Here is a 15606-nt window from a genome sequence, read left to right as displayed (position 1 = left end):
GCGAGGCGTTCCCATGAGCCTGAGCATCCGCAACCAGCTCCCCGGCACCGTCACCGCCGTCACCCCGGGCGAGGTGATGGCCACGGTGAAGGTCCGCCTCACCGGCGGGCAGGACCTGACCGCCGCGATCACCCGGGAGGCCGCCGAAGACCTCGGTCTCGCCACGGGCTCCGCCGTGCGCGCCCTCGTGAAGTCGACGGAGGTCGCCCTGGCCACCGCCCCGGTGGAACGCGTCTCGATCCGCAACCAGCTGCCCGGCACGGTCACCTCCATCGCCGCCGGCGGCGCGATGGCCTCCGTGAAGATCGCGGTCGAGGGCGGCGAGCTGACCTCGGCGATCACCAGCGAGTCCGTCAGCGACCTGGGTCTGTCGGCGGGTTCCGCCGTCCTCGCCCTGATCAAGTCGACCGAGGTGTCGCTGGCGACGGCCTGAGGACACCGTGGTCCGAACTCCCCGCACGGTCCTGCCTCCGCGGGGGCAACGCGTGAGGATGCCCGCCCGGTCCTGCGGCGGGCACCCTCACGCGTTCGCCCGGCTCAGTCCTCGTACGCGTCCGGCGGCGGGCAGGAGCAGACCAGGTTCCGGTCGCCGAAGGCCTGGTCGATACGGCGGACCGGCGGCCAGTACTTGTCGGCGGCCGAGACACCCGCCGGGAAGACCGCGTCCTCACGGCTGTAGGGGTGGGTCCACTGCCCGCCGAGCGCCGCCGCGGTGTGCGGGGCACCCCGCAGCGGGTTGTCGTCGGCCGGCCACGCGCCGGAGCCGACCTTCTCGATCTCCGCACGGATCGCGATCATCGCCTCGCAGAACCGGTCCAGCTCCGTCAGGTCCTCCGACTCGGTCGGCTCGATCATCAGCGTACCGGCCACCGGGAACGACATCGTCGGCGCGTGGAAGCCGTAGTCGATCAGCCGCTTGGCCACATCGTCCACGCTCACGCCGGTCGCCTTCGTCAACGGGCGAAGATCGATGATGCACTCGTGCGCGACCAGGCCGCCGGGGCCGGTGTAGAGGACCGGGTAGTGGGGCTCCAGACGCTTGGCGATGTAGTTGGCGGACAGCACGGCCACCTGCGTGGCCCGCCGCAGCCCCTCGCCGCCCATCAGCCGGACGTACGCCCACGAGATGGGCAGGATCCCCGCCGAGCCCCACGGAGCGGCCGAGATGGGGCCGACACCGGTCTGGGGACCGGCGGCGGGCTGCAGCGGATGGTTCGGCAGATACGGCGCCAGGTGCGCGCGCACACCCACAGGACCCACGCCGGGACCTCCGCCGCCGTGCGGGATGCAGAACGTCTTGTGCAGGTTGAGGTGCGAGACGTCACCGCCGAAGTGGCCCGGCTTGGCGAGCCCGACCAGGGCGTTGAGGTTGGCGCCGTCCACGTACACCTGGCCGCCCGCCTCGTGGACCTGGGCGCAGATGTCGGCGACGTGCTCCTCGAACACGCCGTGCGTGGACGGGTAGGTGATCATCAACACGGCCAGCTCGTCGCGGTGCTGCTCGATCTTCGCCCGCAGGTCCGCCACGTCGATCTCGCCGTCCTCGGCGGTCTTGACGACGACGACCCGCATCCCGGCCATCACGGCGCTCGCGGCGTTGGTGCCGTGCGCGGAGGACGGGATCAGGCACACGACGCGCCCCTCGTCACCGTTGGCGCGGTGGTAGCCCCGCACGGCCAGCAGACCGGCCAGCTCGCCCTGCGAGCCCGCGTTGGGCTGCAGCGAGACCTTGTCGTAGCCGGTGACCTCGGCAAGCCGCTCCTCCAGCTCGCGGATCAGCGTGAGATAGCCCTGCGCCTGCTCGGCGGGCGCGAACGGATGCAGCTGCCCGAACTCGGGCCAGGTCACCGGCTCCATCTCGGTGGTCGCGTTGAGCTTCATCGTGCAGGAGCCCAGCGGGATCATGCCGCGGTCCAGCGCGTAGTCGCGGTCGGCCAGCCTGCGCAGATAGCGCAGCATCGCGGTCTCGGAGCGGTGCTGGTGGAAGACGGGATGGGTGAGGAACGCGTCGGCACGCAGCAGCGCCTCGGGAAGCGCGTCCTCGGTGGCCGCGTCCAGCGCCTCGATGTCGCCCCGCACGCCGAAGGCGGCCCATACGGCGCCGAGCCGGTCCCGGTCGGTCGTCTCGTCGCAGGCGATCGAGACGTGGTCGGGGTCGACCAGGCGCAGATTGACGCCGTTGTCGCGCGCTGCGGCGACGATCTGCGCGGCGCGGCCCTGCGCCCTGACCGTCAGCGTGTCGAAGTAGGCGCCGTGCACGGTCTGGAACCCGCCGCCCGCAAGACCCGCAGCGAGCAGCGCGGCGTACCGGTGCGTGCGCCGGGCGATGGCCCGCAGCCCCTCGGGTCCGTGGTAGACGGCGTACAGGCCGGCCATCACCGCGAGCAGCACCTGCGCGGTGCAGATGTTGCTGGTGGCCTTCTCACGCCGGATGTGCTGCTCACGGGTCTGCAGGGCGAGCCGGTACGCCTTGTGCCCGTCGGCGTCGACGGACACGCCGACGAGGCGGCCCGGCAGGCTGCGCGCGAACTTCTCGCGCACGGCCATGTAGCCCGCGTGCGGCCCGCCGAAGCCCATCGGCACGCCGAAACGCTGGGTCGTACCGACGGCGATGTCCGCGCCCAGCTCGCCCGGCGACTTCAGCAGCGTGAGGGCGAGCAGGTCGGCGGCGACGGTGACGAGCGCGCCGAGTTCATGGGCCCGGTCGACGACCGGCGCGATGTCACGCACCGCTCCGGAGGCACCGGGGTACTGGAGCAGTACGCCGTTGATCTCCCGCTCGGCGATCTCGGCCGGGATGCCCTCGCTCAGGTCGGCGACGACGACCTCCACGCCGGTGGGTTCGGCACGGGTCCGGATCACGGCGATGGTCTGCGGCAGCGTGTCCGCGTCGACCAGGAAGAGGCCCTTCTTGTTCTTGCCCATGCGCCGGGACAGGGCCATCGCCTCGGCCGCGGCCGTGCCCTCGTCGAGGAGGGAGGCACCGGAGGTGGGCAGTCCGGTGAGGTCGGCGACCATGGTCTGGAAGTTCAGCAGGGCTTCGAGCCGCCCCTGCGAGATCTCCGGCTGGTACGGCGTGTAGGCGGTGTACCAGGCCGGGTTCTCCATGACGTTGCGCAGGATGACGGGCGGCGTGAATGTGCCGTAGTAGCCGAGCCCGATCATCGATCCGAGGACCTGGTTGCGGTCCGCGAGGGAGCGCAGCTCGGCCAGCACCTCAGCCTCGGTGCGCGGGCCCGGCAGGTCGAGCCCGTCGGCGTTCTTGATCACTTCCGGTACGGCTGCGGCGGTCAGCTCGTCGAGCGAGCCGTAGCCGACCTGCGCGAGCATCTTGGCCCGCGCCTCCTGGTCGGGCCCGATGTGCCGCTGCTCGAAGGGGATGCCCTGTTCGAGCTCGAAGAGCGGAGTGCGATGGGCGGTCATTGCGGAGGCCTCCTGGTCTGACGCGACCTTCGAGGGGCGCCCCGGCGCGGGCACCCCGACGGCCTCCCCCTCTGTCATCTCGACCTGAGAGCTTCACCGCGTCACCCGAGGGTGCGCGGCTTTCCCCGTCGGTGAGAGCGGGAGCCGTCGACACCCGCCCTGCTTTCCAGAGTGACCTCGTCCATGCGGTACGTGAGCCTGAGAGATTCCGGGGAGGATTTGCTCCTTCGGCGCCTCCGACGTTGTCCGGAGGACTCTCCCGCACGGGGTCAGCAGCCGCTTGCCAGCGTACCAGCGAGGTCAGCGACGGGGCTTCGAGTGGCCGCGTCCCCGAATCTGCTCTTTTGTAGTGCTTACGAATGATCTGCGACCATGAGGAGGGCCCGGTGCAGACCGACATCGATCCGCGCAACCTGATCGGCCGCAAGGCGTTCGACCGCAACGGCACCAAGATCGGCACCATTGACGAGGTCTATCTCGACGATGCCACGGGCGTGCCGGAGTGGGCGGCCATACGGACCGGCCTGTTCTCCAGGGACGCCTTCGTCCCCCTTGAGCCCAGCGAGTTGGTCGAGGGCACCCTGCGCGTCCCCTTCGACCGCGCCCTCATCAAGGACGCCCCCGACTTCGGCGTGGGCCGCCACCTCTCCCCCGAGCAGGAACTCCAGCTCTACCACCACTACGGCCTGGACGTGGCCGCACCGCCACCCCCACACCCGGACCACACCTTCGGCCACCTGGCAGACCACGACGACGGCTGACACCCCCCGGCTCCCTGTACGGCCCAACGCCCCCGTCCCACGCCCACCCGGCCCCCTCCCTCCCACAACCGGCCACACCCGACGCCCTCTCCGCCACGCCGTCCACGCCACAACCCGCCGCACCGGTCGCCGCCCTTCACACCACCGCCCACTCGCCTGCCCCTTCCTCCGGCCGCGCCCACGAACACCCCCGCACATCCGCGCCCACCTCCCACCCCGCCGACCAACGCGCCAAGAACACATCCCCGCACCCCGTGGCCCCGGCCGCCCGCGCGGCCTCGTCCCGGGACGCCTCGGGACCCACGGCGATGACGACCAGCGGGACGGGCCGCCCGGGGTCGCTGAGCTTTTCCAGTTCGGCGACGAGCGCGGAGCGGGAGATGCTGCCCGGGTCCTCGTTCACCCCGTCCCTCAGCCCGACCAGCGCGTTGAACCTGCCCTTCGCGTACGACGCCGTCGCCGCCCGGTACGCGGCCAGCGTCGTGTCGTACAGGCCCGTGGCGCCGCCCGGCACCGGTTCGAGGCCGCCGAACGCCGCCGACAGCCGGTCCCGCTGGGTGCCCCCACCTGTGGCCCCCTATGACTCGCGCCATCCCCACCGGCATCCCGCCTGCCCTCCACCACCCCACCGGCATCCCGCGCGCCCCCCGCCACCCACCGGCATCCGCCCCTTGCCTGCGCCCCCGGCGCCCCAACGGCCCGTCCGGATACCGACACCCGCCCCCACCACCGCACCCTCAATCACCACACCCCAGCCACCGCACCCCAGCGGCCGCACGACCGCCGAGCACACCCGCGGCGGCAGCCGCACACCCCACATGGCCCCGGCGACCCCGTCGGCGAATCCCACCGGGCCCCGCCCGGCGCCCCCGCTTCAGCCGCTGTCTCGCACTACCGTCGGCCCACCACCGGGTCCCCCCACCGCTCCACCCTCGCTCCCCTGCGCTCCTCCCGGCACCAGTGGCAGCGGATCCGCCGGCTCAAGGTCGGGATCGTCGACCCGGAACGTCCGTACCCGTCCCGGCTCGGACCCCGGTGTCTCGAATCTGACCGTGACCCGCCCCAGGCCGCTGCCCTGCACCCAGCCGTGTCCGTGGTCGGCGTGCCGCACATCGTGCCCCGCGGGCCAGTGCCGCTCAGCGGCCGACGGCGGCTCTTCCATGGCCTCGGTCACGCTCTCCTCCGGCACCGCCTCGGCCAGTTCCCCCGCCGCCTGCGCGAACAGGTCCTCCTGCGTGTAGTCGGCGAGGCCGGAGACACCGACCCCGAGCAGCCGTACCCCGCCCGTCGTGTCCACGGAATCCAGCAGCCGGGCCGCCGCCTCCCGCACCACCGCGGGATCGTCCGTGGGCCCTCGCAACGTCTCCGATCGGGTCAGCGTGGAGAAGTCGTACCGCCGTACCTTCAGCACGATGGTCCGCCCGGACAGTCCCGCCTCGCGCAGCCGCCGCACACACCGGTCGGCCAGCCGCTGCACCTCCAGGCCGACCCGGACCCGATCGTGGATGTCCACGTCGTACGTGTCCTCGACGGACACCGACTTGGTCTCCCGCTCGGCCACCACGGGCCGCTCGTCGTGCGCCAGCGCCATCGCGTACAACGAGTGCCCGTGGGCCTTGCCCAGCAGCCGGACCAACTCGTCCTCGCCCGCCTCGGCGATCTCCTCCACCGTGGCGATCCCGGCCCGCCGCAGATGGTCGCCGGTCGCCGGGCCCACCCCCGGCAGGGTCCGCACCGACATGGGCCCGAGCAGGGCGCGTTCCGTGCCCGGTTCGATCAGTACCAGACCGTCCGGCTTGGCCTGCTCGGAGGCGATCTTCGCGAGCATCTTGGAGGCGGCGAGCCCGACCGAGCCGGTGAGCCCGGTGACGGCCCGTATGTCCGCGCGCAGCTTCACTCCGGCCAGCCGCGCCGATCCCTCGTCCCAGGCCGTCCCGCCGGCCTCCAGGTCCACGAACGCCTCGTCCAGGCTCAGCGGCTCCACCAGCGGTGACAGCTCCCCCAGCAGCCGCATCACCTGCTCGCTGATCGAGCGGTACAGCCCGAAGCGCGGCACGAGGTAGGCGGCGTTGGGGGCCAGCCGGCGCGCCTGCGCCATGGGCATCGCCGAGTGGACCCCGAAGACCCGCGCCTCGTAGGAGGCGGTGGCGACCACCCCACGCGGCCCGAGCCCGCCCACGATGACGGCCTTCCCGCGCAGGCTCGGCTTGGACGCCTGCTCCACCGAGGCGAAGAAGGCATCCATGTCGAGATGCAGGATCGTGGGCGTGTTCCTCACATCTCCGATGCTGCACCACGCCACTGACAATGCCCCGCCGCCGGCCGACGACACGGCCGGGGACCAGGCCAGAGCCCCCGGCGCGGAAGCCCCGGAAACCCCAGCCACCCCACGCAGCCCCGGCGAAGGAAGCAGCCACCCCATGAGACCAACAGGGGACCTCGGCCGCCCCCGCGGACCGCAGGCACACACAGGCCCGCCGCTCGGACCGGCAGGGCCCCCAGTCGGCCCACGCAGACCGACACAGGACCCCAGCCACGCCACGCAGACCGGCAGAGAACCGCAGCCACCCCGCCCAGACCGGCAGGGGACCCGCGCCGTTCAGACCGCCCTGTTGCGTCGTCGTGCCAGCTCGTCCGCGGGGTTGTGCCCGACCAGCGTCTCGCCGGTGTCGATGCGCTCCCCGTGCAGCTGGGAGAGGGCGCTTTCCACGTCCCGCCAGACCACTCCCACGGCGATGCCGAAGACGCCCTGCCCGCCCTGGAGCAGCGCGTGCACCTCGTCGGGCGAGGTGCACTCGTAGACGGTGGCCCCGTCACTCATCAGCGTCATGCGCTCCAGGTCGCTGAAACCGCGTTCCCTGAGGTGCTGGACGGCGCTCCGGATGTTCTGCAGCGACACTCCGGTGTCCAGGAACCGCTTGACGATCTTGAGGACGACGACGTCCCGGAAGCTGTACAGCCGCTGCGTCCCCGACCCGTAGGCGGGCCGCACACTGGGCTCGACGAGGCCCGTGCGGGCCCAGTAGTCCAGTTGCCGATAGGTGATGCCGGCCGCCGCGCAAGCCGTAGGCCCCCGGTAGCCGATCTGCTCGGATGTCATGGACACCGCCCCTCCGCCGCCCGGTACGGCCGTGGGCCGTTGCGGGGCGTGCTCGGCCGCGCCGCTGCCGGATGGGGGGTACCCCCCGCTGGGGCGGAGCCGAGCGCTTGAGGAAGGGTACGGACCGCTCTCCCCGAAATCGCGTCCGGGGGCACCCCCAGCCGTACCGTCGCCGCTGCTTCTCACGCCGACCTCCGTCCTTGACCTGCCTTCACGACGGTAGGCAGTCGCCAGGAGTGCGTCAACGATCGCCACACTCGCCACGCCGAGTGATAATCACCCTAAGAGTGGTTTGCCGTGCCCCACCGCGGGGAAAGGCTAGCCGAATGCGCTCGCGGGGAGCCGCAGGACGCTCTCAAAGGCCGCAGGCATGTGCCCGGCCGAGCCCCCGTCACGGGACCGTCCACCAGCACCAGCCCGACGCGGACCCCTGGTCCGCCGGGCCGGGCCGCCGGACTCACTGGCTGCTGGTGCCGAAGTCCTCGGGCGAGATCTGGTCGAGGAACTCGCGGAACTTCTCCACTTCGTCCTCCTGCTCGTCCGGAATGGCGATGCCGGCGTCGTCGAGCACCGTGTCACTGCCGTAGATCGGTGTTCCGGTGCGCAGTGCCAGCGCTATGGCATCGGACGGACGGGCGCTGACCTCGACCCCGCTGGCGAACACCAGCTCCGCGTAGAAGACGCCCTCACGCAGATCCGTGATGCGTACTTCGGTGAGCTCCTGACCGACGGCTTCCAGCACGTCCTTGAACAGGTCGTGGGTCAGCGGCCGTGCGGGAGCCATCCCCTGCTGGGCGAAGGCGATCGCGGTCGCCTCCCCCGGCCCGATCCAGATGGGGAGGTACCGGTCGCCGCCCACTTCACGCAGGAGCACGATCGGTTGGTTGGAGGGCATCTCGACCCGGACACCTACGACATCGAGCTCGTTCACACAGCAACCCTAGGCCGTGCCCGGGACGTTTGGGTAGTCGGGCAGGGAACGGGTGCGCGATGTGGCCGACGGAGCACCGGCGCCGCTCACGGCAGCCGCACGCCCAGCGCGGTCTTCACCAGCGCCGCGTGCAGCCTGACGGTGAGCGCCGCCAGCTCCCTCGTGCGGGCCTCCGCATGGGCCCTGGTCTGCGGGTTCCGGTGGCGCCTGAGCGGGGCCACCACCTGGTCGACGAGGCCCGCCTCGCGGTCGGCAGCGGCCTTCATCACCCGAAGGTGGCGCGGCTCGATCCCGAACCGACCCAGCTCGGCCACAAGGGAGGCGACGGTCACCGCTTCCGCGTCGTACACCCCGTCCTCCAAGGGGGCGAGAAGCCCGTACGACTCCCACTCCTGGAGATCGTCCTCTTCGATCTCGGCGGCGGCCAGCAGCTCCGCCCGCCCGATCCGGGCCGCCGTGCGCCCCTCGACGGGCTCCAGGGCGTCCTCGGCGTCCCGCTGCCGCCCCATGACCGGCAGCTGTACCGCCTCGCCCCGCTCCACGGCGTCAAGGTGCTCCCGGATCACCTTGAGCGGCAGATAGTGGTCCCGCTGCATCCGCAGGACGTGGCCCAGTCGCTCGACGTCGCCGGCGCTGAACTTGCGGTACCCCGAAGGGGTCCGCTGCGGCTCGACCAGGCCCTCCGACTCCAGGAAGCGGATCTTGGAGACGGTGACCTCGGGGAACTCCTCACGCAGCACGTTCAGCACAGCGCCGATGCTCATCAGCCCGCTGTCCCTGGCGGTGGTGCCGTGTCCGGCACCACCGCGCGGTGTTTGAAGCATGGACCTTCCCTGGAGTCCCCCCGGACGGTGTCCGGGGGGCTGGTCAGATGCCGTGCCGGCTCGCGTAGAAGACCAGCCGGTACTTGCCGATCTGCACCTCGTCACCGTTCGACAGAGCGACCTGGTCGATCCGCTCGCGGTTGACGTAGGTGCCGTTCAGACTGCCCACGTCGGCCACCGTGAACGAGCCGTCGGGAGAGCGCCGGAACTCCACGTGACGGCGCGAGACCGTCACGTCGTCCAGGAAGATGTCGCTCTGCGGATGACGGCCGGCCGTGGTCAGGTCCCCGTCCAGCAGGAAGCGGCTGCCCGAGTTCGGGCCGCGGCGGACCACCAGGAGCGCCGAGCCGAGCGGCAGCGCGTCGACGGCGGCCTGCGCCTCGGGAGAGAGCGCCGGCAGCTGTGTCTGCCCGGTGGTCTCGGCGTCGTACGCCTCAAGACCGGAGATGGAGATGGTGGACGTCGTCTCCGACGGCCGCTCGGCGGCGGCGCCGGCACGCAGCGGCGCGCCACAGTTGGAACAGAAGCGGGCGTTCTCCGCGTTGCGGTTACCGCACCTCGTACACACCAGGACCGACATGGACGGATCCTCCTGCCGCGGCTGCCCCGCCGGGACATTGGACGCGTACGGGCCGGGGGTAAACCCTCCACCCGCACTTGAGGTTGACGGTTGCCCGAAACCTATGCCGCTGGACTGGGCAGGGTCAACAGACGGCGCGCCCTGACCTCCGGAAATGTCGCCGCCCGGGCCACCCAGCTGGTCCCGGAACAGCGGGCGCTGGCCCTCTGCGTCAGGCTGTGCGCGGTGGCGGGCGGTCGCGTTGCCGCCGCCCTCTCGCGCGCTCTTGCCGAACAACTTCGCAAACAACTTCACGGGCGATTCCCCTTGACCGAAACAGACCCGCCCGTGGGGCAGGACGAACCCTGATTCCATACACCGGTCGACCCGGACATCCTCACAACGTCCGTATCCACCAAACAGTTTCCACCACGCACCACCCCTTCGGTGCGCCGACCCCCCGCAACCTCATGCCCCTGCCGGACCTCCGCCATGCACTGCCGATTCACCGGGAGGACGACCGAGCGTAGTCAGGCTGCTTCACCGGTCGCAAGGCGTCAACAATGATCTTGTCGGACCGCTCGATGGTCACGGTGGCCTGCTCCTTCTCCAGAGTCTGCACCACGCCTCCCGGAATGTTGAGCGCCGGCTCAAGGTCCTGCGGCTTGCCGATGACCTTGAAACGATAAGGGGCGTTGATCTTGTTCCCGTCGACGCTCACGCTGTTGCCGGAGTCGGTGAAGTACGTGCCGGCGACGATGCGTACGCCGTTGACCTGGATCGCCTCCGCGCCGGCCGCGCGCAGCTCCTGGATCGCGTCGAGCAGCATGTCCGCCTTGACCGTTCCCTTCGAGTCGTCGACCGTCATCGTGATGCCGGGGCCCTGCGCCGCCACGGTGCCCGCCAGAATGCCGAGTTGCCGCTCCTTCTCGGCCGTCTGCCTGCGTGCCTCCTGGGCCTGGTCCGAGCTGTTCTCCAGCTCCTGACGCTGCTGTTCGAGTCCCGTCTTCTCGTCCTCAAGACGCTGCGTACGGTTGTCGAGTTCATCGAGGATGCGCACAAGATCTTCCTGGCGGGCGCCGCGCAGCGCATTGTCGCTGTCGCTGTTCGACGCGACCTGTACGGCCAGCCCGAAGCCGAGGCCGAACAGCAGCAGGGCGACGATGAGTTGCGCCCGGGAGACCCGCGGCGGCCACAGGCCGTCGACCAGCCGCTGGCGGCCGGTCAGCTCCTGCTCGGGCTCCTTGGTCCGGGGCTGCGGCACGGGGCCCGGCGCGGGCACCTCGTCGGGCAGTTCCCTGCGCAGCCTGTTCTCCGACTGCTCGTCCTGCTTGCTCATCGGCCTCACGCCCGGAACACATGCCGCCGGATGGCCGCGGCATTGGAGAAGATGCGGATGCCGAGGACCACGACGACACCGGTGGACAGCTGTGCGCCCACGCCCAACTTGTCACCCAGGAACACGATCAGGGCGGCCACGACCACGTTCGACAGGAACGAGACCACGAAGACCTTGTCGTCGAAGATCCCGTCCAGCATGGCCCGCAGACCGCCGAATACGGCGTCGAGCGCCGCGACCACGGCGATCGGCAGATACGGCTCGACGACCGCCGGAACCTCCGGACGAACCAACAGCCCGGCCACGACTCCCACGACGAGGCCCAGTACGGCGATCACGATGTGCCCTTCCCAGTGTTCGGCTGTGCTGTACGTACGATCACACTCGGCGCGGCGGGCAGCCGAAGGTCGCTCTCCACGGAGATGTCGGCCCGAATGCCGTAGCCGTCCTCAAGGGCATGCAGATACAGTCCGTCGGCGCCGTCCTGGAACCGGGTGCTGAGCTGGTCCCCGTCCCCCACCGCCAGCACCGTGTAGGGCGGCACCAGCGGCTTGTTGTCGACCAGTATCGCGTCGCCCGCGGCCCTGATCGCGGACAGGGCGGTCAGCCGCTGCCCGTTGATGGAGACGGCCTCCGCGCCCGCCGCCCACAGCCCGTTGACCACGCGCTGCATGTCACGGTCGCGCACCCGGCCGGTGTCGGAGAATCCGGATGTCGTGCGCGGGTTGCCGTCGCCGCCCGTGGTGGCGTCCTTCGCGTCGTTCACGACGAGCTTCACTCCGGGGCCGTGCACCGCCACGGCGCCCGAGAGGATGCCCACGAGATCGGCCTGCTCGCTGCCGCCGCTCTGCCGCAGAGCGGCCCGCTGCCGGGCGCTCACATCGTCCCGCAGCTTGTCGACGCCGCCCTCCAGCCGGTCCGCCGTCTCGGTCTCCCGGTCGATGCGATCGAGCAGTTCCTGCCGTTCCTTGGCGACCACGGGCGCCGCCACGCGGGCCTGGGCCGCTCCGACGGTCACGACGAGCGCGGCGAGCACCAGACCGCCGGCGAGACCGAGCTTCGCCCGGAGCGTCTTCGGCAGGCCCCCTTCGCCCTGGGTCTTCCTGCGGGCGGCGGCCTCGGCGTACCCGTCGTCGAGGCTGTGATCCATGACGTTGGTGATCAACGACATGGAGGCGTCCGGGCGCGCGGGCCGTGAGGCCGGTGTGCTCCGAACGGGGGGATGCTGCGGCATGCCGCACATCGTCGCACGTCGCGAGCAGTACCTCCGAATGGCCCCACCGGCGTGCCGGACAGGCCCCCTTGGGGACACATGTCCGGCACGCGCGCGTGCTGGGGGTTTCAGCGCCCGGCGCTGTCCACCACGGACGACCACTCGTCGAGCAGTGCCTGGGCGGATTCGTCGTCCGGTCCCTCCGCCCACAGATGAGTGACCGCCTCCGCCGGGTCGGGCAGGACCATCACCCAGCGACCGTCCGGCTCCACGACCCGCACGCCGTCCGTGGTGTCGACGGACCGGTCTCCGGCCTCCTCGACGACCCGCCGCATGACCAGCCCCTTGACGGCCCACGGAGTGGCCAGATCACGCTTGAGGACGTGCGCCCGCGGAATCCGCGCGTCGATCTGGCTGAGCGTGAGCTGCGTCCGGGCCACCAGCCCGATCAGCCGTACGAAGGCCGCCGTACCGTCGTAGACGCCGCTGAACTCCGGGACGATGAACCCGCCCTTGCCGTCTCCTCCGAAGATCGTCCCTTCCTCGCGCCCCACGCGCGTGAGGTCGTCGGGGGACGTCGTGGTCCACTCCACCTGGGTGCCGTGGTACGCGGCCACCTGCTCCGCGATCCGCGTCGTGGTCACCGGCAGCGCGACACGGCCGCTGCGCCGCTCCGCGGCCACGAGATCGAGCATCACGAGCAGTGCCCGGTCGTCCTCGATGATGCGGCCCTTCTCGTCGACGAGGGACAGCCGCTCGCCCACCGGGTCGAACCGCACCCCGAAGGCCGCCCCGGAGGACGCGACGATCTCACCGAGCCGCACCAGCCCCGCGCGGCGCATGTCGCCGGTCTCCGTGGGCCGCGCCTCGTCCAGGCCGGGATTGACGGTCAGGGAGTCCACCCGGAGCTTGCCGAGCAGGCTGGGCAGGACGAGACCCGCACTGCCGTTGGAGGCGTCCACGACGACCTTGAGCCCCGACTCGGCGATCCCGGTGGTGTCGATGTTCCGCAGCAGCGACCCGGTGTACGAGTCGTAGACGCTGGCCGGGAAGTGCAGGTCGCCGATCTCCCCGGGGAACGCCCGCCGGTACTCCTGCCGGGCGAACACCCGGTCCAGCTTGCGCTGGCTGGCCTGGGAGAGGTCGGCGCCCTGTCCGTCGAAGAACATGATGTCCACCGAGTCCGGCACCCCCGGCGAGGTCCGGATCATGATGCCGCCGGCGCTGCCCCGCGCGGTCTGCTGCCGGGCCACAGGCAGCGGCACGTTCTCCAGGTCCCGTACGTCGATGGCGCTGGCCTGAAGGGCGGAGATGACCGCGCGCTTCAGGGCACGCGCGCCCCGCGAATGGTCACGGGCCGTCGTGACGGTCGTCCCCTTCTTCAGGGTGGTCGCATAGGCGCCGGCCAGCCGCACGGCGAGTTCCGGTGTGATCTCCACGTTCAGGATCCCGCTCACGCCACGCGCGCCGAACAGGTGTGCCTGACCGCGGGACTCCCAGATCACCGAGGTGTTGACGAACGCACCGGCCTCGATCGTCTTGAACGGATAGACCCGCACATTGCCCTGAACGATCGATTCTTCACCGATCAGGCACTCGTCGCCGATGACCGCGCCGTCCTCGATCCTGGCCGCGCGCATGATGTCGGTGTTCTTCCCGACGACACAGCCCCGCAGATTGCTGTGCTGTCCGATGTACACGTTGTCGTGCACCACGGCCCGGTGCAGGAACGCCCCGCTCTTGACGACGACATTGGACCCGACGACCGTGTGCTCCCGGATCTCGGCGCCGGCCTCCACCTTGGCGTAGTCGCCGATGTAGAGCGGCCCGCGCAGCACGGCGTCCGCGTGCACCTCGGCGCCCTCGGCCACCCACACGCCCGGGGAGATCTCGAATCCGTCGATCTCCACGTCGACCTTGCCCTCAAGGACGTCGGCCTGCGCCTTCACATACGACTCGTGGGTGCCGACGTCCTCCCAGTAGCCCTCGGCGACATAGCCGTAGACCGGCTTGCCCTCCTTCATCAGCTGGGGGAAGACATCACCGGACCAGTCGACGGGAACGTCCGGCTCGACATAGTCGAAGACCTCGGGCTCCATCACGTAGATGCCCGTGTTCACGGTGTCGGAGAAGACCTGCCCCCAGGTCGGCTTCTCCAGGAAACGCTCGACCTTGCCCTCTTCGTCGACGATGGTGATGCCGAACTCCAGAGGATTGGGCACCCGCGTCAGACACACCGTGACGAGCGCGCCCTTTTCCTTGTGGAAATTGATCAGGTCGGTGAGGTCGAAGTCGGTCAGCGCGTCGCCGGAGATGACGAGGAAGGCATCGTCCTTCAACGCCTCTTCGGCGTTCTTGACGCTTCCGGCGGTACCGAGTGGCTTCTCCTCATTGGCATAGGTGAGCTCCATTCCGAGCTCTTCGCCGTCACCGAAGTAGTTCTTGACGAGCGAGGCCAGGAACTGCACGGTGACCACGGTCTCGGTGAGCCCATGCCTTTTGAGCAGCCTCAGGACGTGCTCCATGATCGGGCGGTTGGCCACGGGCAGGAGCGGCTTGGGCATGCTTGAGGTCATCGGGCGAAGGCGTGTGCCTTCACCACCGGCCATCACGACGGCCTTCATGTCGGAAGCGTCCTCCTCCAAGAGACGAACGGTCTAGCCGACTTCACCCGTCAAGATTGTCCCGCACTTTTCCGCCGAGGGCCATCGAGCCGGTACGTCCGGACAATCGCCGAGTTCAATCGGCCATGGTGTCCGCACGGATCAGTCGGCGGACCTGCACTACATAGAGCACTCCTGCCCACCAGTACAGCGTCGTACCCCATCCGGCGAACGCCCATCCGAAAATAGCAGCGAGTGACGAGATCCAGCCGGTTCCGTCACTGAGCAGGAGCAGCGGGAAAGCGTACATCAGATTGAAGGTCGCGGCCTTCCCCAGGAAGTTCACCTGCGGCGGCGGGTAGCCGTGACGCCTGAGGATGCCCACCATCACCAGGAGGACCAGCTCTCTCGCCAGGAGTACGGCCGTGAGCCAGAGCGGCAGGATCTCGCGCCAGGTGAGGCCGACCAGCGTCGAGAGGATGTAGAGCCGGTCGGCGGCGGGGTCCAGGAGCCGGCCGAGGCTGCTGATCTGGTTCCAGCGCCGGGCGAGCTTGCCGTCCAGGTAGTCACTGATCCCGCTCAGCGCGAGCACCAACAGTGCCCAGCCGTCGCTCTTGGGGCCGCCGAACTCGGGCCTGAGGATCAACCACAGGAAGAGCGGTACGCCGACGAGACGCGCCATGCTGAGGATGTTCGGGATGGTGAGGACCCGGTCCGTCTGGACTCGGGTCTCCTGGACCTCCACCCGGGGGCCTCCTGTGGGAAAAGAACCGACGACTCTCCCTGACCCTACCTCACGCAAAAAAGCTCCGGCCCTCGGGCTGTATGCCCAAGAGCCGGAGCTATAAAGGGA

The 15606-nt window shown here is 70.2% G+C and carries 13 protein-coding genes, 1 pseudogene and 1 riboswitch; of the genes and pseudogenes, 2 read left to right on the top strand and 12 right to left on the bottom strand.

Features of this window, described 5'->3' with window-relative positions:
- Window positions 1-13: 13 nt before the first annotated feature.
- Complete coding sequence (locus AC27LF_RS29870) at window positions 14-433, top strand: TOBE domain-containing protein (protein ID WP_479659833.1); 420 nt, start codon at window positions 14-16, stop codon at window positions 431-433.
- A 104-nt stretch (window positions 434-537) separates the two neighbouring features.
- Here AC27LF_RS29870 and gcvP read toward each other — a convergent pair whose 3' ends face one another.
- On the bottom strand, window positions 538-3423 hold the full coding sequence (gene gcvP / locus AC27LF_RS29865; RefSeq protein WP_479659834.1) for an aminomethyl-transferring glycine dehydrogenase: 2886 nt from the start codon (window positions 3421-3423) through the stop codon (window positions 538-540).
- Between the two features lie 176 nt (window positions 3424-3599).
- Window positions 3600-3695, bottom strand: a riboswitch (glycine riboswitch).
- Window positions 3696-3809: 114 nt separating this feature from the next.
- On the opposite strand from gcvP, the gene AC27LF_RS29860 reads away from it, so the two are divergent.
- Window positions 3810-4184, top strand: a complete 375-nt coding sequence (locus AC27LF_RS29860) for a PRC-barrel domain-containing protein (protein WP_479659835.1) — start codon at window positions 3810-3812, stop codon at window positions 4182-4184.
- A 250-nt stretch (window positions 4185-4434) separates the two neighbouring features.
- Here the strand turns inward: AC27LF_RS29860 and AC27LF_RS29855 are convergent.
- The 11 genes and pseudogenes from AC27LF_RS29855 to clsA form a co-directional block, all read right to left on the bottom strand.
- Window positions 4435-4752: pseudogene (locus AC27LF_RS29855) on the bottom strand (vWA domain-containing protein); the annotation flags it as partial.
- A 306-nt stretch (window positions 4753-5058) separates the two neighbouring features.
- A complete protein-coding gene (locus AC27LF_RS29850) occupies window positions 5059-6462 on the bottom strand; it encodes a DNA polymerase IV (RefSeq protein ID WP_479659836.1) in 1404 nt (467 codons plus the stop codon).
- 321 nt (window positions 6463-6783) lie between these two features.
- Complete coding sequence (locus AC27LF_RS29845) at window positions 6784-7470, bottom strand: MerR family transcriptional regulator (protein WP_479659837.1); 687 nt, start codon at window positions 7468-7470, stop codon at window positions 6784-6786.
- Window positions 7471-7741: 271 nt separating this feature from the next.
- Window positions 7742-8215 (bottom strand): bifunctional nuclease family protein, encoded by a 474-nt coding sequence (locus AC27LF_RS29840; RefSeq protein WP_026253112.1) that lies wholly within the window; start codon window positions 8213-8215, stop codon window positions 7742-7744.
- Window positions 8216-8301: 86 nt separating this feature from the next.
- Complete coding sequence (gene ftsR, locus AC27LF_RS29835) at window positions 8302-9039, bottom strand: transcriptional regulator FtsR (protein ID WP_479659838.1); 738 nt, start codon at window positions 9037-9039, stop codon at window positions 8302-8304.
- A 43-nt stretch (window positions 9040-9082) separates the two neighbouring features.
- Entirely contained in the window at window positions 9083-9973 is an 891-nt protein-coding gene (locus AC27LF_RS29830; RefSeq protein ID WP_479659839.1) for a zinc-ribbon and FHA domain-containing protein, read from the bottom strand.
- A 130-nt stretch (window positions 9974-10103) separates the two neighbouring features.
- On the bottom strand, window positions 10104-10937 hold the full coding sequence (locus AC27LF_RS29825; RefSeq protein ID WP_479659840.1) for a DUF881 domain-containing protein: 834 nt from the start codon (window positions 10935-10937) through the stop codon (window positions 10104-10106).
- Window positions 10938-10942: 5 nt separating this feature from the next.
- Window positions 10943-11275: a small basic family protein gene (locus tag AC27LF_RS29820; RefSeq protein ID WP_003988855.1), complete on the bottom strand. Its 333-nt coding sequence runs from the start codon at window positions 11273-11275 to the stop codon at window positions 10943-10945.
- The gene (locus tag AC27LF_RS29815; protein WP_479659841.1) at window positions 11272-12180 is read right to left on the bottom strand and encodes a DUF881 domain-containing protein; all 909 of its coding nucleotides are present in this window, start codon (window positions 12178-12180) and stop codon (window positions 11272-11274) included. Before AC27LF_RS29815 ends, AC27LF_RS29820 begins: the two co-directional genes overlap by 4 nt.
- Window positions 12181-12278: 98 nt before the next feature.
- Window positions 12279-14774, bottom strand: a complete 2496-nt coding sequence (locus AC27LF_RS29810) for a sugar phosphate nucleotidyltransferase (protein WP_479659842.1) — start codon at window positions 14772-14774, stop codon at window positions 12279-12281.
- Between the two features lie 115 nt (window positions 14775-14889).
- Window positions 14890-15498: a cardiolipin synthase ClsA gene (clsA, locus tag AC27LF_RS29805; RefSeq protein WP_351742118.1), complete on the bottom strand. Its 609-nt coding sequence runs from the start codon at window positions 15496-15498 to the stop codon at window positions 14890-14892.
- Window positions 15499-15606 lie beyond the last annotated feature (108 nt).

The organism is Streptomyces diversicolor, from assembly GCF_057537855.1.
The sequence above is the reverse complement of the archived record's forward strand: the minus strand, read 5'-3'. Positions and strand labels throughout refer to the sequence as shown.